Below are 19,741 nucleotides of genomic sequence, written 5' to 3'. Positions count from 1 at the left end.
TTCCATGACAACGCAGTTGGGCCGCGCACCTTCCATCCGTTAACATGCCGGGCTGTTGGGCGTGTATGTGAACTTCCTGATTTGATCTGGCCGCTGTAACGCAGGCTTAATCGCGCATCGGCATGGTCCGGTGCGTCATGACTAACTGTTTAACGAGGAGTCGCAATGCTGCCTTACCCGCAGATCGACCCGGTGGCCCTGGCCATTGGTCCGCTGAAAATCCACTGGTACGGGTTGATGTACCTGGTCGGCATCGGCGGTGCCTGGTTCCTGGCGTCCCGTCGCCTGAACCGTTTCGACCCGACCTGGACCAAGGAAAAGCTCTCCGACCTGATCTTCTGGTTGTCGATGGGCGTGATCGTCGGCGGGCGACTGGGCTATGTGCTGTTCTACGATCTGCCGGCGTACGTCGCCAACCCGACGCTGATCTTTGAGGTGTGGAAGGGCGGCATGGCGTTCCATGGCGGCTTTATCGGCGTGATGATCGCCGCCTGGTGGTTTGGGCGGCGCAACGGCAAGTCGTTTTTCCAACTGATGGACTTCGTCGCGCCGATGGTGCCGATCGGCCTGGGCGCCGGGCGCATCGGTAACTTCATCAACGCCGAATTGTGGGGCAAGCCGACCGACGTGCCGTGGGCCATGGTGTTCCCGCCTTTCAGCGACCCGGCGCAACTGCCGCGCCATCCGTCGCAGCTGTACCAGTTCGCGTTGGAAGGTGTGGCACTGTTCCTTATCCTTTATATCTTCTCGCGCAAGCCACGCCCGACCATGGCCGTTTCGGGGATGTTCGCGTTGTTCTACGGGATCTTCCGCTTCATCGTCGAGTTCGTGCGGGTGCCGGACGCCCAGTTGGGGTACCTGGCGTGGGGCTGGTTGACCATGGGGCAAGTGCTGAGCCTGCCGATGATCATTGCCGGCCTGGGCATGCTGTGGTGGGCCTACAATCGCCCGCAAGGCATCAAGAACGCCGCGCTTTAAACACGAATGCCGAGGCGCGCCTCGGCTTCAACGATACAGGTAAGCACATGAAGCAATATCTCGAACTGCTGAACGACGTCGTGACCAATGGCCTGACCAAGGGCGACCGTACCGGTACCGGCACCAAAGCCGTGTTCGCCCGTCAGTATCGACATAACCTGGCCGACGGCTTCCCGCTGCTGACCACCAAGAAGCTGCATTTCAAAAGCATCGCCAACGAACTGATCTGGATGTTGAGCGGCAACACCAACATCCAGTGGCTGAACGAGAACGGCGTAAAGATCTGGGACGAATGGGCCACCGAAGAGGGTGACCTCGGCCCGGTGTACGGCAAGCAGTGGACCGCCTGGCCGACCAAGGACGGCGGCACCATCAACCAGATCGACTACATGGTGCACACGCTCAAGACCAACCCCAACAGCCGCCGCATCCTGTTCCACGGCTGGAACGTCGAGTACCTGCCCGACGAAACCCAAAGCCCCCAGGAAAACGCGCGCAACGGCAAGCAGGCCCTGCCGCCGTGCCACCTGCTGTATCAGGCGTTCGTGCATGACGGCCACCTGTCGATGCAGTTGTATATCCGCAGCTCCGACGTGTTCCTCGGCCTGCCGTACAACACCGCCGCGCTGGCGTTGCTCACTCACATGCTGGCTCAGCAGTGCGACCTGATCCCCCACGAGATCATCGTCACCACCGGCGACACTCACGCCTACAGCAACCACATGGAGCAGATCCGCACCCAGCTGGCACGCACGCCGAAGAAGCTGCCGGAGCTGGTGATCAAGCGCAAACCTGCATCGATCTACGATTACAGGTTTGAGGATTTCGAGATCGTGGGCTACGACGCCGATCCGAGCATCAAGGCTGACGTCGCTATTTAAACGCGGTGTATTGGTAAGGAGTGTGGGAGCTAGCTTGCCAGCTCCCACATTTTTATTGGATGTGCAGTTCTGGATCAGTGCCCGTGGCTGCGGCCCACATGTGAAGGCTCGGCTTCGCTGCTCTGCACACTCCCGCTCACCTCCAGCCTTTGCAGAATCCCGCATTCCGGCCCGCCGCCACAGCGCTGGCGCAGGTCGAGCAACTGTTCCTGCAACGCCAGCAGCCCGTCGATCCGCGCTTTTACATGGTGGATATGCTCATCGATCAACGCATTCACGTTCTCGCACTGGTCCTTCGGGCTGTCGCGCAGGCCGAGCAGGCTGCGGATTTCTTCGAGGGTCATGTCCAGGCTGCGGCAGTTGCGGATGAAGACCAGCCGCTCGGTGTGCGCCTGGGTGTACACGCGGTAGTTGGCTTCGGTGCGCGCCGGGGGCGGCAGCAGGCCTTCTTTCTCGTAGTAGCGGATAGTTTCCACCGCGCAGTCGGTGTGTTTGGCCAGTTCGCCGATCTTCATGGCAGCAATCTCCAAATGGGTGCTTGACCCTATAGTGGCTACAGGGTCTTTACTTGGCAACAGGCACCTTTATGGACGCGACAGAATGAGCGACTCCCTGCACACCCACGATCACAAATCCCAAAAACTCACGCCCGTGCACAACCACGGCGGCGCCTGCTGTTCCGGCACGCCGGCCCCGGCGCGGGTGCAACTGAGCGAGGCACCCACCGCAGGCTCGCGCCTGAGCACCTTTCGTATCGAAGCGATGGACTGCCCCACCGAGCAGACGCTGATCCAGAACAAACTGGGCAAGCTGGCCGGCGTGCAACAGCTGGAATTCAACCTGATCAACCGCATCCTTGGCGTCACCCACGACCTGCCGAGCACCGCGCCAATCGTCGAAGCGATCAAATCCCTGGGGATGCAGGCCGAGCCGATTGAAGAGGGCGCGCCGGTTGCCGAGCCGCCAGTAAAGAAACACTGGTGGCCGCTGGCGTTGTCCGGCGTCGGTGCGCTGGGCGCCGAGGTGCTGCATTTTTCCGGCGTGGCGCCGACCTGGCTGATTGCGCTGGTGGCCCTGGTCTCGATCCTCAGCGGCGGCCTTACCACCTACAAAAAGGGCTGGATTGCCCTGAAGAACCTCAACCTCAACATCAACGCGCTGATGAGCATCGCGGTAACCGGCGCCGTGTTGATCGGCCAGTGGCCGGAGGCGGCGATGGTGATGTTCCTGTTCACCGTGGCCGAGCTGATCGAAGCCAAATCCCTGGACCGCGCGCGCAATGCCATCAGCGGCTTGATGCAGATGACGCCAGAGCAGGCGACGGTGCAGCAGGCGGACGGCAGCTGGGTCGAAAAGGACGTCAAAGGTATCGATCTCGGCACCATCGTGCGGGTTAAACCCGGCGAGCGCATCGGCCTGGACGGTGAAGTCACCGCCGGCCAGTCCACCATCGACCAGGCGCCGATCACCGGTGAGAGCCTGCCCATTGAAAAGACCGTGGGCGACAAAGTCTTCGCCGGCACCATCAATCAGGCCGGTTCCCTGGAGTACAAGGTGACGGCTGCAGCCAATAATTCCACGCTGGCGCGGATCATCCACGCCGTGGAGCAGGCCCAGGGCGCCCGCGCGCCGACCCAGCGCTTTGTCGACAGCTTTTCGAAGATCTACACCCCCGTGGTGTTCCTGTTTGCCCTGGGTGTGGCAATCATCCCGCCGCTGTTCATGGCCGGCGCCTGGTTCGACTGGATCTACCGCGCCCTGGTGCTGCTGGTGGTGGCCTGCCCCTGCGCGCTGGTGATCTCCACCCCGGTGACCATCGTCAGCGGCCTGGCGGCGGCAGCGCGCAAAGGCATTCTGATCAAGGGCGGCGTGTACCTGGAGGGCGGCTACAAGCTCGACTACCTGGCGCTGGACAAGACCGGCACCCTCACCCACGGCAAGCCGGTGCAAACCGATTACCTGGCGCTGTTCCCCACCGTCGAAGACAGCGCCCCCGCGCTTGCCGCCAGCCTGGCCGGGCGTTCCGACCACCCGGTGTCGCAGGCAATCGCCAACGCGGCTGTGGATAAAAAGCTACCGGTACACGCTGTGGATAACTTTGCAGCCCTGGCCGGTCGCGGGGTGCGCGGCGATATCAACGGCCAGACCTACCACCTGGGCAACCACCGCCTGGTGGAAGACCTGGGCCTGTGCTCGCCCGCATTGGAAGAAAAACTGTTCGCTCTGGAGAAACAAGGCAAGTCCGTGGTGCTGCTGCTCGACGCGTCCGGCCCGCTGGCGTTGTTCGCCGTGGCCGACACGGTGAAAGACAGCAGCCGCGAAGCCATCCGGCAATTGCACGAGCTGGGCATCAAGACCCTGATGCTCACCGGCGACAACACCCACACAGCGCAGGCGATTGCCGCCCAGGTGGGGATCGACCAGGCCCAGGGCGACCTGTTGCCCACCGACAAGCTGCAAGCCATCGAAACCCTCTACCAGCAGGGCCATCGCGTCGGCATGGTCGGCGACGGCATCAACGACGCACCGGCCCTGGCCCGCGCCGAAATCGGCTTTGCCATGGCGGCTGCGGGCACCGACACCGCCATCGAAACCGCCGACGTCGCGCTGATGGATGATGACTTGCGCAAGATCCCGGCCTTCATTCGTTTGTCGCGACAAACCTCGAGTATCCTCAAGCAGAACATTGCGCTGGCGCTGGTGATCAAGGCGATCTTCCTGGCCGTCACCTTTCTTGGTATGGCCACCATGTGGATGGCGGTGTTCGCCGACATGGGCGTGAGCCTGCTGGTGGTGTTCAATGGCCTGCGCCTGTTGCGCAAATAAACGACGAGGGACGGGTGTGCTGAGTGCCGAGCTGAAAGCGTTTTTCATGGTCGCCCGCCTGGGCAGCATCACCCAGGCGGCGAAAAAGCTCGGCCTGAGCCAGCCCACGGTCACCACCCAGATTCGTCATCTGGAAAGCCAGTACGGCGTTGAGCTGTTCTACCGTGGCGGGCGCCGCCTGACGGTCAGCGACGACGGCGCGCGCTTGCTGCCAATGGTCAAGGCGCTGTTGCAGCAGGAAGCGGACATCGAGTTTTTCCTGCGCAACAACGGCCAGGTGCAGGGCGCGCTGAGAATTGCCGCCACGGCGCCGTACTACATCCTCGATCTGGTCAAAGCCTTCCGCGAGCGCCTGCCGCTGGTGGACGTGTCGGTGGAAATCGGCAACTCGCAGCACGTGCTGGAAGCGCTGGATGACTACCGTGTCGACGTCGCCGCGTCCTCGCAACTGCTGGAAGACCCTCGGCTGATTCGCCGCGTATTGGGCAGCGACCCGCTGGTGCTGGCGGTGCATCGCAATCATCCGCTGGCCGCGCTCGATCATGTGCCGCTCACGGCGCTGGCCGGGCACACCTTGCTGATGCGCGAAGCGGGCTCCACCACGCGCCGGCTGACCGAAGCGATGTTGCAGGACGCCGGCGTGAGTTACGGCCCGCTGCTGGAAATCGGCAGCCGCGAATCGATCCGCGAGGCGGTGCTGCGCAATATCGGTATCAGCATCATTGCGCGACAGGAAGTACCCCATGACCCGCAGTTGCGTGTGCTGACCATCGAGAATGCGCCGCAGATTCCGGAGTACCTGTACTGCCTCAAGGAGAGAAAAGGCGCGCGCTTGCCCGCGGCGTTTCTCGGGCTGGCGCAGGAGATGTCGCCGCTCTGAGGTCTGGTGGTGGCCTTTGAATTGTTTTCGCAGGCAAGCCAGCTCCCACAGGGGAATGCATTTCAACAGGGGAGCTGGCTTGCCTGCGATGACGGCGGCCCAGACAACTCGTTTCTTTAGGCCTACCCAAACCCACCAATACCACTATCACCGGGTTTTGCCTTCCTGCCACACCCGCGACGCATTGCCCCCCTAGCATGGCCTTCATCCGTTTGATGAGGTGCCCCATGACCACAGCCCTGAACAACCCCGGCGCGCCGATGCGGGTGCGCGGTATCCAGAAACGCTTCGGTGCCTTCACCGCGCTGGACAACGTGTCCCTGGACGTCGCCGCCGGCGAGCTGGTGTGCCTGCTGGGCCCCTCCGGTTGCGGCAAGACCACCTTGCTGCGCTGCATCGCTGGCCTTGAGCGTCAGGACAGCGGTGAGCTTTATCTGGGCGAGCGCGATGTGTCGCTGCTGCCGCCCCAGGCGCGGGACTACGGCATTCTGTTCCAGTCCTACGCGCTGTTTCCCAACCTTACCGTCGAAGCGAACATCGGCTACGGCCTTACCGGCAGCGGCCGCGATGAAGTGCGTCAGCGCGTCGGTCAGATGCTCGAACTCGTGGACCTGATCGGCAGCGAAAAGAAATACCCCGGCCAACTCTCCGGCGGCCAGCAGCAGCGCGTGGCCCTGGCGCGCGCCCTGGCCCCGGCGCCGTCGTTGCTGTTGCTGGACGAACCGATGTCGGCCCTCGACGCCCGTGTGCGTGAGCATCTGTGCACCGAGCTGCGCCAACTGCAACGACGCCTGGGCGTCACCACCCTGATGGTCACCCATAACCAGGACGAAGCCATGTTGATGGCCGACCGCATTGCCGTGATGAACAACGGCAAGGTCGAGCAATACGCCACACCCCAGGCGATCTACGACCGCCCGGCCACGCCGTTTGTGGCGGAGTTTGTCGGTCAGGGCAACTGGCTGCCGTTCAGCCGCAACAGCGCCAGCCACGCCCAGGTCGGCGGGCTGAACATGCGCCTGGCCGAGGACGCGGGTGTGGCCACCTCCGGGCGGTTGTTCTGCCGACCGGAAGCCATCAGCGTCAACCCGCCCATGCATGAAGAAAACCTGTTCCCGGCCAAGGTGCGCGAGATCACGTTTCTCGGCAACCGCTGCCGTATGAGCTTCGAGCTGGAACACCTGCCCGGCCACCCGCTGCTGGCCGAACTGGCCCCGGAAGCCATGCCGCGCCTGGGCGCCCAGCACATCTGGGTGGCCTTGCCGCCGCGCAGCCTGCAGGTGTTCGCCTGAGATGGCGGCGGTCATGACGTTGCCGCGCCAGGTGTCCCGTACTGAAACCGGCGATCGCCTGTTCGTGCTCGGCGGCAAGCTGGTGTGGTTGCTGCTGCTGGGCGTCGCGGTCCTGCTGCCGTTGCTGGCGATTTTCTGGCGCGGCTTCAGCAGCGAGGCCGGGCAGGGCGGCGGGCTGGTGGCGGCGCGCGAACTGCTCACCAGCGACACCTTCCACTGGCTGCTGGGCAATAGTCTGAAAGTCTCCCTCAGCGTCGCGGCGATTGTCGTACCGCTGGCCTACCTGTTTGCCTACGCGCTGCAACGCACGTTGATTCCCGCCAAACCGATCTGGCGTGGCCTGTCGCTGCTGCCGCTGATGGCACCGTCGATGCTGCCGGGCATTGCGCTGGTCTACCTGTTCGGCAACCAGGGCCTGCTGCGCGGCGTGCTCGCAGACAATATTTACGGTTTCTGGGGGATCGTGCTGGGGGAGGTGATCTACACGTTCCCACACGCTTTGATGATTCTGCTGTCGGCGCTTTCGTTGGCGGATGCGCGGCTGTTCGATGCCGCATCAAGCATGGGCGCCAGTCCCGCCCGGGCGTTTCGCAGCATCACCTGGCCGGCCACGCGCCAGGCCGTGTTCGCCGCGTTCTGCCTGGTGTTTACCCTCACCATCACCGACTTCGGCGTGCCTGTGGTGGTGGGCGGTGATTACCAGGTGCTGGCGCTGGAAGCCTACAAAGCCGTGGTCGGCCAGCAACAGTTCGGGCGCGGCGCGTTGATCGGCATGGTATTGCTGCTGCCGGCGCTGTTCAGCTTTGGCGTGGATGCCTGGTTGCGCCGTCGCCACGGCGACGCCATGAGCGGCCGCGCCCAGGTCTTCCGGCCGGCGCCATCGCGGGCACGGGACGCCTGCTACCTGGCCATTGTGGTGCTGATCTGCGCCGCGCTGTTGCTGGTCTTCGGCATGGCGGTGTACTCCTCGCTGGTGAAATTCTGGCCGTACAACCTGTCGTTGTCGCTCAGTCACTACCAGTTCGAAGACACCGCCGGCGGTGGCTGGCTGGCCTATCGCAACAGCCTGACCCTGGCGCTGTGCAGCGCATTGATCGGCAGCATGCTGATCTTCACTGGCGCTTATCTGATGGAAAAAACCAACGGTCAGAAGGGCCTGAACCTGGCCCTGCGCCTGCTCAGCTTCGTGCCGATGGCGGTGCCGGGCCTGGTGCTGGGCCTGGGCTACGTGTTCTTTTTCAACCTCAACGGTAATCCGCTGCACGTGTTCTACGGGACCATGACCCTGCTGGTGGTGTGCACCATTGCTCATTATTTGACCACTGCCCAGATGACCGCCACCACTGCGCTGCGTCAGTTGGACGCCGAGTTCGAAGCCGCTGCGCTGTCCCTCAAGGCGCCGCTGTACCGCCATTATTTGCGCGTGACCGTGCCGATCTGCCTGCCAGCGCTGCTGGACATCGTGCGCTACCTGTTTGTGTCGGCGATGACCACCGTGTCCGCCGCCATCTTCCTCTACAGCCCCGACACCATCCTCGCCGCCGTCGCCGTCTTGAACATGGACGACGCCGGCAATGTAGGCGGCGCGGCGGCCATGTCGACCTTGATTCTGTTCACATCAGGCAGCGTCTCGCTGTTGCTGGCGTGGGCCTCACGTGGCGCATTGCGCCGCTCCCAAGCCTGGCGCCAAAGCGCGCCCGGCCAATAACCCTTGAAGGAGGTGTTCCATGTTCAAGCCCCTGACGCTGGTCGCTGCCGTCCTCACCGCATTCAGCCTGAATGCCTTCGCCAAGACCGAACTCACCGTGTACACGGCCCTTGAAGCCGAGCAATTGAAGAGCTACAAGCAAGCCTTCGAGAAGGCCAACCCTGACGTCGAGATCAAATGGGTGCGCGACTCCACCGGCATCATCACCGCCAAGCTGCTGGCCGAAAAAGCTCGCCCGCAGGCTGACGTGGTGTGGGGCCTGGCGGCATCGAGCCTGGCGATCCTCGATCAGCAGGGCATGCTTGAAAACTACGCGCCGAAGGATCTGGACAAGATCGGCAAACACTACCGCGACGCCGCCAACCCGCCGGCCTGGGTCGGCATGGATGTGTGGGCCGCGACCATTTGCTTCAACACCGTCGAGGCCGAGAAGCAGGGCCTGACCAAACCGGTGAGCTGGCAGGACCTGACCAAACCCGAGTACAAGGGCAAGATCGTGATGCCCAACCCGGCGTCCTCCGGCACCGGTTTCCTCGACGTGAGTGCATGGCTGCAGACCTTCGGCGAGAAGCAGGGCTGGCAGTACATGGACGACCTGCACCAGAACATCGGTCAGTACGTTCACTCCGGCTCCAAGCCGTGCAAGCTGGCCGCCTCCGGGGAATTCCCGATTGGTATCTCGTTTGAATACCCAGCCGTGCAGTTGAAACGCCAGGGCGCGCCGCTGGACATCATCCTGCCCAAGGAAGGCCTGGGCTGGGACATTGAAGCCACCGCTGTGATGAAGGGCACCGCCCACGCCGACGCGGCCAAAAAACTCGCCGACTTCTCCGCCAGCCCGGCAGCGATGGACCTCTACAAGGACAACTTTGCCGTGCTCGCCCAGCCGGGTATCGCCAAACCGCAGACCGAATTGCCAGCGGACTACGAGCAGCGCTTGATCAAGAATGACTTTGCATGGGCCTCGAAGAACCGCGACAGCATCCTGACCGAATGGCGCAAGCGCTATGACGGCAAGTCGGAGAAGGTGGCGGGCCAGTAAAGTTTTTTAAGGCTGCTCCCGATAGCGCTCTCACATTCAGCACATCGTTCCATGACACTGCACAGTGATCTTCCACCGTTGGAATGCATTCCCCTGTGGGAGCTGGCTTGCCTGCGATGGCGGCCTTCAATTCAGGACATCACTCCATGACACAACACAGTGATCTGTTAATCGTCGGCGCCGGCATCCTCGGCCTGTCCCACGCCTACGCCGCCGCCAGACGCGGCCTCAAGGTCAAGGTGTTCGAGCGCAGCGCCACGCCCTCGGGCGCTTCAGTGCGCAACTTCGGCCAGGCCCTGGTCACCGGCCAGCCGCCGGGTAAGATGCTCGACCTGGCGCGCGACAGCCGCGCCATCTGGGGCCACTGGGCTGAGGTCGCCGGCCTGCAACTCAAGCGCAATGGCGCTTACCTGTTCGCCCGCACCGAGGCCGAAGAGCATCTGCTCGAAGCCTTCTGTGCCGGGCGTGCCCGTGAGCACGGCTACAACGTCGAGCTGTTGCAGGGCGCCGCGATGCGCGGCCTGTACGACGGCCAGTTCCGCCACCACCGCGCCGCGCTGCATGGCAAGGACGATCAGCAGTTGTATTCGCGCGAAGCGATCCCGGCGCTGATCCACTACCTCAGCCAAACACTGAACGTGGAGTTCTATTTTTCCACGCTGGTGCGCGACGTCGAACCCGGCCAGTTGCACAGCACGGCGGGGAGTTTTCGCGGTGAGCAGATCATTGTCTGCTCCGGCCACGACTACCAGACCCTGCTGGCCGAACCGCTGGCCCAGCTCAACCCGCATATCTGTCGCCTGCAAATGCTGCGCGCCCGGCCTGCGCACAACCTCAACCTGCAACACGCCTTGCTCACGGGCCTCAGTTGCGTGCATTACGGTGCGTTTGCCGACTTGCCCGAGGCCGCGCCGGTGCAGGCGCAGATCCTGCGCGACGCGCCGCACCTGCACGAACACGGCATTCACCTGCTGATCAGTCCCACGCCCCACGGCGAGCTGATCATCGGCGACTCCCATGACTACGGCAGCGATGCCTCGCCGTTCAACGCCGAACAGGTCGACGACTGGCTGATCGAACTGGCCGAGCAGACCCTGGGCTGCAAGGTCCGGGTGGTGGAGCGCTGGCAGGGCGTCTATGGCTCGCGGGGGCCGGGGCCGTTTTCATTTCTGCGTGCGGCGCCGGGCGTGAGCGCGGCGTTGATGCACACCGGCGTGGGCATGAGCGTGGGGCCGGCGCTTGGCGAGCGCAATATCGCCACGTTGTGGGGTGCGGCGTGATGAACCCGGAGCAGGCGATAGCCGACGTATTCGGCCTCTACGAGCAACACGGCACGGCGGATTACATCGGCGAGCCGGTGTCGCAGCTCGAGCACATGTCCCAGGCCGCGCAACGGGCGATGGCCGAGGGTTTTGACGATGAAGTGGTGCTGGCGGCGTTCTTCCACGATATCGGCCATCTGTGCGGGCAGGGTCGCGAGAACATGGGCGGCTATGGCGTGGTCAGCCATGAGCGGCTGGGGGCGGACTACCTGCGCCGTGCCGGCTTCGGCGAACGCCTGGCCCGGCTGGTGGAATACCACGTGCAGGCCAAGCGTTACCTCACCTTCAGCCAGCCGGATTATTACGCGCGGCTAAGCGAAGCCAGCCGGCGCACCCTGGCGTATCAGGGCGGCGTGATGAGCGCCGAAGAGGCCCAGGCTTTTGAACAGGACCCGCTGTGCCACATCAGCCTGCGCCTGCGTCATTGGGACGAGCAGGCCAAAGTGATGCACGTACCGGTGCTCGATCTCGGCCTGCTCAAGGTCAAGGCCCGGCAAGTGTTGGCGACTCAGGTTTCGTCCAGCCGCCTGGCCAGCGCTTCGACCTGCTCCTGACGCTCGGCCTGGCTGACTTTGGCGCCGGGGTTGAGCGACGACCATTGCGGATGGGCACGGGCCTTGTGCAGCGCGTCTGGCAGCTTGCCTTCGCGCCAGGTCTTGTCCTGGGGCGTGTCCACCTTGATGCTGTGCAGCGCCGCATGGCCGCGCAGGTTCAGGGCCTTGAGCAACTGGCGCTGGCGCAGGGCGAGCAGGCGCAGCACGCTGTCGTCGACGGTCAGTTCGCGCTGGCCCTTGATCTTGCCCAGCAGGCGGCTGCCGTAGCTGCGCGCGGTTTGCAGCGCGCCGCCGGCGATGGCGCCCGCCAAGGCGGCGGCGCCCAGGGTCAGGCCGCCGACCAGCAGGTCCACCCCGGCCCCGGCCGCCGCGCCGGCGGCAATCCCGCCACCCACGCGCACGCCGAGCTGCTTGAGGGTTTCCGGGTTGAACAGGTCATCGCCCCAACGCCCGTCGAGCAGCGGCAGGTCACTGGCGGCGGCCTCCTGGGGGCGAAAGCCAAACAGCTTGAGCAACGCCTCCACGCATTTTTGTTCGCGCTGGCGCACGGCCTTGCGCAAATCGCCGATGGCCCGTTGCTCATCTTCAGTGACCACGCTGCGCCGGCACGCCGCGCAGTCGATCAGCAACTCGGCGATCAAGCGCGCCGCGCTTTGCTGGCGAGCCTGACGTTGGGCTTCCTGATCGAGGATCAAGCGTTCCAACTGTGGCCGTGCGTTTTCCAGCAGCAGCGCCAGGCTTTCATACAGACGCCGCTCGCCGTCTTCCGGCGGCGCCACGCTGTCGAAACGCACCAGTGCATGCAAGCCGAGGCGCGCCAGGGCTTCTCGCCAGTCCGGTTCGCGGTGCTCGCTGCTGCTGACAAAATTGAGCACTGGCAGCAACGGTTTGCCGCAGCTGGCCAGCACCTGCAACTCGTCGCGGTACTTGGCCAGCACCGGCTCGCGGGCGTCGATCACATACAGGCCGGCGTCCGAGGCCAGCAATTGGCGCAGCACCTTGGCCTCCTGTTCGAAACGCTGGCGGGCCTCGCTGCCGTCGAGGAAGCGGGCCAGGCGCGCCGGGCCGTCGAGTCGTTCGCCGGGGCGGTCCAGGCGTTCCAGGTAGTCGAGCAGCGCGATGGCATCTTCCAGGCCGGGCGTGTCGTACAGCTCCAGCAAGGCTTGGCCGTCCACCGACAGGCGCGCGCCCTCCACATGCCGCGTGGTGCTGGGGCGGTGGGAGACTTCGCCGAACCCCACGTCACGGGTGAGGGTGCGCAGCAGCGAGGTCTTGCCCACGTTGGTGTGGCCGACCACGGCGAGTGTCAGCGGTTTAGTCATGACCGGTCTCCAGCCAGTTCAGTGGCGCGCTGTCGGCGAAGGGCAGTTCCAGCTGTTGCAGCGCGCTGTGCCAATCGCCCAGGCGCTCGGCATCCAGCGCCTGGCCGAGCGGCGCTTGCAGCAGCCACACGCGGGTGGCGGTGGCACTGCGCGCCAGTTCGGCGATCAGCGCCAGGCTGCCGCGATCCGGTGAGCGGCGGGGGTCGCAGGCGATGACCAGGCGCTTGGGCGGGAAGCGGGTGAGTTGCTCCAACAGGGTGTTGCGCGATTCGCGACTGTCGAGGACGCCAGCGTGCTTCACGTTGGCAGGCAGTTTCGGCGGCCAACTGCGCTGATCGTCCAGTTCGATGGCCACCAGCAGGGCGCCGTCGCTCGCCAGGTCGCTGATGCCGCCGGTGACGTGATGCAGCTGTGGCGGTGCAGCATCGTTGATGCCCAGTCGTTCGCTGCTCGGCATCAGGCGCTCACGCAGTGGGCTGTAGCCGGGCAGGTTGAGGTCCAGGCTCAGGGCCGCGCGCCCGCGTTTCCAGCGCCACAGGCACAGCACGGCGAGCACCAGCCTTGGCAGCACGCCGTAGACCAGCAATACGCCCACCAGCCAGGCGGCCCAGGCCTGACGGGCGCTTTCGATCGTCAGTGCGGCGTCACCGCTGGCACGGATCATTTCGACGTTCGGCACGTTGAAACCGAGCGCGGCGGGCAGGGCGCCGAGTGCCTGGGTCACGGCGACGAAGCTGTCGGCACCGAGAATGGTGGTTTCCCACACAAAGCCGTAGCGGCGGGTGGCGAGCAGGGTCAGCACAATCACCAGGGCGCTGAGCAGGGCCAGCAGCCACAGGCTGTTGACCAGCACGCCGACCGCCCAGCGATTGAGTTTGCGGCGTTGCAACAGCAGCAACAGGGCCGGCGCCAGTTGGGCGGCCCTGGCGTCGCGGGCGAGTTTTTCGCTGAGCCACAGCCACAGGCGCCCCAGGCTGGCGCTGTGTTCGCCGGCAAACAAAAGGCCCAGCGCCCAGCTCATCAACAGGATCAGGTTCAAGCCGAGCAGGCTGCCCAGGGCCCAGAACACATTCACCGGCACAAGGCCGTTACCCAGTGCGGCAAACCCCAGGCCGGCGCCGCTGACCACGGCGACTATCGCCAGCAACACCAGCGCCAGGCGCGCACCTTGCAGCCAGCGGGTGAGGGCGGCGCTCAGCCCGTCGCGTTCGGCCAGGCGCAGGGCGCGGTGCACAATGCGTGTTGGCAGGTCGCCACCGGCCGTGCGGGCCAGGCGGTTGGCTTCGAGGTCTTCCAGGGGGCCGGCGTGTTCTTCGCGCAGGCGCACGGCTTCCGTCAGCCAGAGTTTTTGCAGGGGGGTCAGTGCTGTCACGCGTGGTCCTGTTGAACAAGTGAGCCTGGAGCATAACCGCAGTCTGGCGGCTCTGGTATTCTCGTCGCCATGAAAAAAACTCTCCCTTTAAGCCTGATCGCAGCCCTCGGTGAAAACCGCGTGATCGGCGTCGACAACAGCATGCCCTGGCACTTGCCGGGGGATTTCAAATATTTCAAGGCCACCACACTGGGCAAGCCGATCATCATGGGGCGCAAGACCTGGGATTCCCTGGGCCGACCGTTGCCGGGGCGCTTGAATCTTGTGGTCAGCCGTCAGACCGACTTGGCGCTTGAAGGTGCGCAAGTTTTTCCGTCACTGGAAGCAGCGGTACAGCGCGCTGAAGAATGGGCGCTTGAGCAGGGCGTGGATGAGCTGATGCTGATCGGCGGCGCGCAATTGTATGCGCAGGGACTGGAGCAGGCGGATCGGCTTTATCTGACGCGAGTGGCGCTGAGCCCGGAGGGGGACGCCTGGTTTCCCGAGTTTGATCGCAGCCAGTGGACGCTGGTGTCAAATGTCGAGAATGCGGCTGAGGGGGATAAGCCGGCGTACAACTTCGAAGTGTGGGAAAAAGCCTAAAAGCATCGCAGGCAAGCCAGCTCCACATTTTGAATTGTGAATACATTCAAATGTGGGAGCTGGCTTGCCTGCGAAAGCGGTCTATCAGGCCTGCGCTAACTCCGCATGCTCATCGGCTTCCAGCAACGCCTTATCCGTTTGCCCCATGACCTGGCTGGTAATCGCACCCGCGGTCATCGAGCCATTCACGTTCAGCGCCGTGCGGCCCATGTCGATCAGCGGTTCCACGGAAATCAGCAGCGCCACCAGTGACACCGGCAAGCCCATCGCTGGCAGTACGATCAGCGCGGCAAAGGTCGCGCCGCCGCCCACGCCAGCCACACCAGCCGAACTCAAGGTCACAATCGCCACCAGCGTTGCGATCCACAGCGGGTCCAGTGGGTTGATGCCCACGGTCGGCGCAACCATCACCGCCAACATTGCGGGATAGAGCCCGGCGCAGCCGTTCTGGCCGATGGTCGCACCGAACGAGGCGGCAAAGCCGGCGATGGATTGCGGGATGCCCAGGCGACGGGTCTGCGCTTCAATGCTCAGCGGAATCGCCGCCGCGCTGGAGCGGCTGGTGAAGGCGAAGGTCAGCACTGGCCACACCTTGCGGAAAAACCGCAGCGGGTTGACCCCGGCCAGCGACAGCAGCAGGCCGTGCACCACAAACATCAGGCCCAGGGCCAGGTACGACACCACCACGAAGCTGCCGAGCTTGATGATGTCCTGCAGGTTGGAGCTGGCGACCACCTTGGTCATCAGCGCCAATACACCGTAGGGCGTCAGTTTCATCACCAGGCGCACCAGGCGCATCACCCAGGCTTGCAGGGTGTCGATGGCGTTGACGACCTTGCGGCCTTTTTCCACGTCGTCCTTGAGCAATTGCAGCGCGGCAACCCCGAGGAACGCGGCGAAGATCACCACGCTGATGATCGACGTCGGCTTGGCCCGCGCCAGGTCGGCGAACGGATTGGCCGGCACGAACGACAGCAGCAATTGCGGGATATTCAGGTCGGCGACCTTGCCCGCGTAATCGTTCTGGATCACTTGCAGGCGCGCCATTTCCTGGGTGCCGGCCACCAGCCCTTCGGCGGTGAGGCCGAACAGGTTGGTCAGGCCGATGCCGATCAAGGCGGCAATCGCGGTGGTGAACAGCAGCGTGCCGATGGTCAGGAAGCTGATCTTGCCCAGGGACGACGCGTTATGCAGGCGCGCCACGGCACTGAGGATCGAGGCGAACACCAGCGGGATCACGATCATCTGCAGCAGTTGTACGTAGCCGTTGCCGACCAGGTCGAACCAGCCGATCGAGGCCTTGAGCACGGGGTGGCCGGCGCCATAGATAGCGTGCAACACCACACCGAACGCCACGCCAAGCGCCAAGGCAAACAGCACCTTTTTCGCGAGGCTCCAGTGGGTGCGACGGGTTTGTGCCAGGCCCAGCAGCAGGGCCACGAACACCAGCAAATTGAGGATCAGGGGCAGATTCATTGAAGCTCCAATGAGAAGGCAGCCAATCGCGAGAGCCTGCGATTGCGAACCGGGAAGGCTAACACCTTGAAATATATTGATTTAATACCGATATGGAATGGTTACTGTCGTTTTTGGAATAAGCGAGTGACGTTCAGGCGTATGCGCCTGGCGCAATCACGATGCGCACGGTCGTGCACGACATGGGAACTGTCACAGGGATTTGTTAGGGTCGGTGTCTTTCACTCTGGGAACCAACGCCTATGAAGCTCGCGCCGAAACTTCTTGCCGCCGCCCTTTGCCTCGGCCTCGCCGCTCAGGCGTTCGCCGCCACCGAGTTGAAACACTGGCCTGCGCCGGCCGCCAAGCAACTCAATGAAATGATCGCGGCCAACGCCAACAAGGGTAACTACGCGGTCTTCGACATGGACAACACCAGTTACCGCTATGACCTCGAAGAATCCCTGCTGCCGTACATGGAGAACAAGGGGCTGATCACGCGTGACAGTCTCGACCCCTCGCTCAAGCTGATGCCGTTCAAAGACACCGCCGATCACAAGGAAAGCCTGTTCAGTTACTACTATCGCCTGTGCGAAGTGGACGACATGGTCTGCTACCCGTGGGTGGCCCAGGTGTTCTCTGGCTTCACCCTCAAGGAGCTGAAGGTGCAGGTGGATGAGCTGATGGCGTCGGGCAAGCCGGTACCGGTCAGCTACTTCGAAGGCGACGCGGTGAAGCAATCCGAGGTACAGCCGCCGAAGGTCTTCACCGGCCAGGCCGAGCTGTTCAACAAGCTGATGGAGAACGGCATCGAGGTGTACGTCATGACGGCCGCGTCCGAGGAGCTGGTGCGCATGGTCGCGGCCGATCCGAAGTACGGCTATAACGTCAAACCCGAAAACGTCATCGGCGTGAGCACCTTGCTCAAGGACCGCAAGACCGGCGAGCTGACCACTGCACGCAAACAGATCGCCGCCGGCAAGTATGACGAGAAGGCCAACCTCGGCCTGGAACTCACCCCCTACCTGTGGACCCCGGCGACCTGGATGGCCGGCAAGCACGCAGCGATTCTCACGTATATCGATGAATGGAAAAAACCGGTGATCGTCGGCGGCGACACGCCGACCAGTGATGGCTACATGCTGTTCCACGACGTGGACGTGGCCAAGGGCGGCATCCACCTGTGGATCAACCGCAAGGACAAATACATGACCCAACTCAACGGGATGATGGCCAAGCACGCAGCGGCGCAGGCCAAGGAAGGGTTGCCGGTGACGGCGGACAAGAACTGGGTGATCGTCAAGCCGGAGGAGATTCAGTAAGACCGAGTTGCCCTTATCGCAGGCAAGCCAGCTCCCACTTTTTGGTCTGCAATGTTCTGAAAAATTGCTCCAGGCAAAAAAATGCCCCGCACTTGGCGGGGCATTTTTACGAGCGCGGCTTACAGACCGTCAAGCATCGCCTTGTTACGCACAGCACCCTTGTCGGCGCTGGTGGCCAGCAGGGCATAAGCCTTCAAGGCGGTCGTCACTTTACGTGGACGCTTCTCGACTGGCTTCCAACCTTTTTTGTCCTGCTCGACCCGGCGTGCCGCCAGTTCTTCGTCGCTGATCAACAGGTTGATCGAGCGGTTCGGAATGTCGATCAGCACCTTGTCGCCATCCTGCACCAGGCCAATCGCGCCGCCGGCAGCGGCTTCCGGTGAAGCATGGCCGATGGACAGGCCCGAGGTGCCGCCGGAGAAGCGGCCGTCGGTGAGCAATGCGCAGGCTTTGCCCAGGCCTTTGGACTTGAGGTACGACGTCGGGTACAGCATCTCCTGCATACCCGGGCCGCCTTTGGGGCCTTCGTAGCGGATGATCACGATGTCGCCTTCCTTCACTTCGTCAGCGAGGATGCCGCGTACCGAGCTGTCCTGGCTTTCGTAGATCTTGGCGCGACCTTCGAACACATGGATCGACTCGTCCACGCCGGCGGTTTTGACCACGCAACCGTCGAGGGCGATGTTGCCGTACAGCACGGCCAGGCCGCCTTCTTGCGAGTAGGCGTGCTCGACACTGCGGATGCAGCCGTTTTCACGGTCGTCGTCCAGGGTGTCCCAACGGGTCGACTGGCTGAACGCAGTCTGGGTCGGGATGCCCGCCGGGCCGGCCTTGAAGAAGTGATGCACCGCTTCGTCGTCGGTCTGGGTGATGTCCCATTTGGCGATGCCTTCGGCCATGGATGTGCTGTGCACGGTCGGCAGGTCGGTGTGCAGCAGGCCGCCACGGGCCAGGGAGCCGAGGATCGAGAAGATCCCGCCGGCGCGGTGCACGTCTTCCATGTGGTACTTCTGGATGTTCGGTGCGACCTTGCACAGCTGCGGCACATGGCGGGACAGGCGGTCGATGTCGCGCAGGTCGAAATCGATCTCGGCTTCCTGGGCGGCGGCGAGCAAATGCAGGATGGTGTTGGTGGAACCGCCCATGGCGATGTCCAGGGTCATGGCGTTTTCGAACGCCTTGAAGTTGGCGATATTGCGCGGCAGTACCGAGTCATCGTTGTCGGTGTAATAACGCTTGCACAGCTCGACGATGGTGCGGCCGGCCTGCAGGAACAACTGCTCGCGGTCACTGTGGGTGGCCAGGGTGGAACCGTTGCCCGGCAAGGCCAGGCCCAGGGCTTCGACCAGGCAGTTCATCGAGTTGGCGGTGAACATGCCGGAACACGAACCGCAGGTCGGGCAAGCGCTGCGCTCGTATTCCGCAACCTTCTCGTCAGAAGCGCTGGAATCGGCGGCGATCACCATGGCGTCAACCAGGTCGAGGCCGTGGGAGGCCAGTTTGGTCTTGCCGGCTTCCATCGGCCCGCCGGACACGAAGATCACCGGGATGTTGAGGCGCAGGGCGGCCATCAGCATGCCAGGGGTGATTTTGTCGCAGTTGGAGATGCACACGATGGCGTCGGCGCAGTGGGCGTTGACCATGTATTCCACGGAGTCGGCGATGATCTCGCGGCTCGGCAGCGAATACAGCATGCCGTCATGGCCCATGGCGATGCCGTCGTCCACGGCGATGGTGTTGAATTCCTTGGCCACCCCACCTGCGCGTTCGATCTCGCGGGCGACCAGTTGGCCCAGGTCCTTGAGGTGTACGTGGCCGGGCACGAACTGGGTGAACGAGTTGGCAATCGCGATGATCGGCTTCTTGAAGTCGTCATCCTTCATCCCCGTGGCACGCCACAGCGCGCGCGCGCCGGCCATGTTGCGGCCATGGGTGGATGTTTTCGAGCGGTAATCTGGCATGGAGCACTCCGGGCGGCTAATCAGGTTCTTGAGGGGAGTGAGCTTCTATGGACGTCTGACGCACTCAGAAAATGGCTGTGTGCGCAAAAGTTGCCTCTCGCATCGCGGGATCGCCGCATGCCTGGGCCTCGAGCTCATAAACCCGCCGGGGGATGACTGGCGATGAATAGGGCCGATTCTACACCGCTGGCGGCTGGAGGGAATGGCCGTCTGCCTGTAGGCGCGAGCAAGCTTGCGCCTACAG

General features: G+C 63.6%; 16 protein-coding genes. 11 read left to right on the top strand and 5 right to left on the bottom strand.

All coding sequences use genetic code 11. The features are described 5' to 3' along the window. Positions 1 to 165: 165 nt before the first annotated feature. Both lgt and H045_RS19490 read left to right on the top strand, forming a co-directional pair. A complete protein-coding gene (lgt, locus tag H045_RS19495; RefSeq protein ID WP_003234701.1) occupies positions 166 to 978 on the top strand; it encodes a prolipoprotein diacylglyceryl transferase in 813 nt (270 codons plus the stop codon). Between the two features lie 47 nt (positions 979 to 1,025). Continuing rightward, a complete protein-coding gene (locus H045_RS19490) occupies positions 1,026 to 1,859 on the top strand; it encodes a thymidylate synthase (RefSeq protein WP_015373236.1) in 834 nt (277 codons plus the stop codon). 74 nt (positions 1,860 to 1,933) lie between these two features. Here H045_RS19490 and cadR read toward each other — a convergent pair whose 3' ends face one another. Beyond that, complete coding sequence (cadR, locus tag H045_RS19485) at positions 1,934 to 2,374, bottom strand: Cd(II)/Pb(II)-responsive transcriptional regulator (RefSeq protein WP_015373235.1); 441 nt, start codon at positions 2,372 to 2,374, stop codon at positions 1,934 to 1,936. An 85-nt stretch (positions 2,375 to 2,459) separates the two neighbouring features. On the opposite strand from cadR, the gene H045_RS19480 reads away from it, so the two are divergent. From H045_RS19480 to H045_RS19450, 7 genes are all read left to right on the top strand, one after another. Then, positions 2,460 to 4,685 (top strand): heavy metal translocating P-type ATPase, encoded by a 2,226-nt coding sequence (locus H045_RS19480; RefSeq protein ID WP_015373234.1) that lies wholly within the window; start codon positions 2,460 to 2,462, stop codon positions 4,683 to 4,685. Positions 4,686 to 4,701: 16 nt separating this feature from the next. Then, a complete protein-coding gene (locus H045_RS19475; RefSeq protein ID WP_003234693.1) occupies positions 4,702 to 5,565 on the top strand; it encodes a LysR family transcriptional regulator in 864 nt (287 codons plus the stop codon). A gap of 227 nt (positions 5,566 to 5,792) precedes the next feature. Then, positions 5,793 to 6,857, top strand: coding sequence for a putative 2-aminoethylphosphonate ABC transporter ATP-binding protein (locus H045_RS19470; RefSeq protein ID WP_015373233.1), 1,065 nt, complete (start codon positions 5,793 to 5,795; stop codon positions 6,855 to 6,857). A gap of 1 nt (position 6,858) precedes the next feature. Beyond that, on the top strand, positions 6,859 to 8,565 hold the full coding sequence (locus H045_RS19465) for a putative 2-aminoethylphosphonate ABC transporter permease subunit (RefSeq protein ID WP_015373232.1): 1,707 nt from the start codon (positions 6,859 to 6,861) through the stop codon (positions 8,563 to 8,565). 19 nt (positions 8,566 to 8,584) lie between these two features. Beyond that, positions 8,585 to 9,607 carry a putative 2-aminoethylphosphonate ABC transporter substrate-binding protein gene (locus tag H045_RS19460; protein WP_003234689.1) on the top strand — a complete coding sequence of 341 codons (1,023 nt, stop codon included), beginning with the start codon at positions 8,585 to 8,587 and terminating at the stop codon, positions 9,605 to 9,607. Between the two features lie 146 nt (positions 9,608 to 9,753). Beyond that, the gene (locus H045_RS19455; protein ID WP_003234686.1) at positions 9,754 to 10,887 is read left to right on the top strand and encodes a TIGR03364 family FAD-dependent oxidoreductase; all 1,134 of its coding nucleotides are present in this window, start codon (positions 9,754 to 9,756) and stop codon (positions 10,885 to 10,887) included. Then, entirely contained in the window at positions 10,887 to 11,483 is a 597-nt protein-coding gene (locus H045_RS19450; RefSeq protein ID WP_015373231.1) for a phosphonate degradation HD-domain oxygenase, read from the top strand. Before H045_RS19455 ends, H045_RS19450 begins: the two co-directional genes overlap by 1 nt. Here the strand turns inward: H045_RS19450 and H045_RS19445 are convergent. Next, the gene (locus H045_RS19445; RefSeq protein ID WP_015373230.1) at positions 11,438 to 12,805 is read right to left on the bottom strand and encodes a DUF3482 domain-containing protein; all 1,368 of its coding nucleotides are present in this window, start codon (positions 12,803 to 12,805) and stop codon (positions 11,438 to 11,440) included. The genes H045_RS19450 and H045_RS19445 overlap by 46 nt on opposite strands. After that, positions 12,798 to 14,177 carry a DUF2868 domain-containing protein gene (locus H045_RS19440; protein ID WP_015373229.1) on the bottom strand — a complete coding sequence of 460 codons (1,380 nt, stop codon included), beginning with the start codon at positions 14,175 to 14,177 and terminating at the stop codon, positions 12,798 to 12,800. The genes H045_RS19445 and H045_RS19440 overlap by 8 nt, the downstream gene beginning before the upstream one ends. Before the next feature lie 69 nt (positions 14,178 to 14,246). Here H045_RS19440 and H045_RS19435 point away from each other — a divergent pair, with 69 nt between their 5' ends. Next, a complete protein-coding gene (locus H045_RS19435) occupies positions 14,247 to 14,759 on the top strand; it encodes a dihydrofolate reductase (RefSeq protein WP_003234677.1) in 513 nt (170 codons plus the stop codon). Positions 14,760 to 14,843: 84 nt separating this feature from the next. On the opposite strand, the gene H045_RS19430 is transcribed toward H045_RS19435, so the two are convergent. After that, the gene (locus H045_RS19430; protein WP_003234674.1) at positions 14,844 to 16,235 is read right to left on the bottom strand and encodes an L-cystine transporter; all 1,392 of its coding nucleotides are present in this window, start codon (positions 16,233 to 16,235) and stop codon (positions 14,844 to 14,846) included. A gap of 242 nt (positions 16,236 to 16,477) precedes the next feature. Between H045_RS19430 and H045_RS19425 the strand changes: the two genes are divergently transcribed. Next, a complete protein-coding gene (locus tag H045_RS19425) occupies positions 16,478 to 17,536 on the top strand; it encodes an HAD family hydrolase (RefSeq protein ID WP_003234672.1) in 1,059 nt (352 codons plus the stop codon). A 119-nt stretch (positions 17,537 to 17,655) separates the two neighbouring features. Here H045_RS19425 and ilvD read toward each other — a convergent pair whose 3' ends face one another. Continuing rightward, positions 17,656 to 19,497, bottom strand: a complete 1,842-nt coding sequence (gene ilvD, locus H045_RS19420) for a dihydroxy-acid dehydratase (RefSeq protein ID WP_015373228.1) — start codon at positions 19,495 to 19,497, stop codon at positions 17,656 to 17,658. Positions 19,498 to 19,741 lie beyond the last annotated feature (244 nt).

Source organism: Pseudomonas poae RE*1-1-14, from assembly GCF_000336465.1.
GTDB classification, from domain to species: Bacteria; Pseudomonadota; Gammaproteobacteria; order Pseudomonadales; family Pseudomonadaceae; genus Aquipseudomonas; species Aquipseudomonas poae.
Note: the sequence above shows the minus strand (reverse complement) of the source record. Positions and strands in the feature narration are given on the sequence as shown.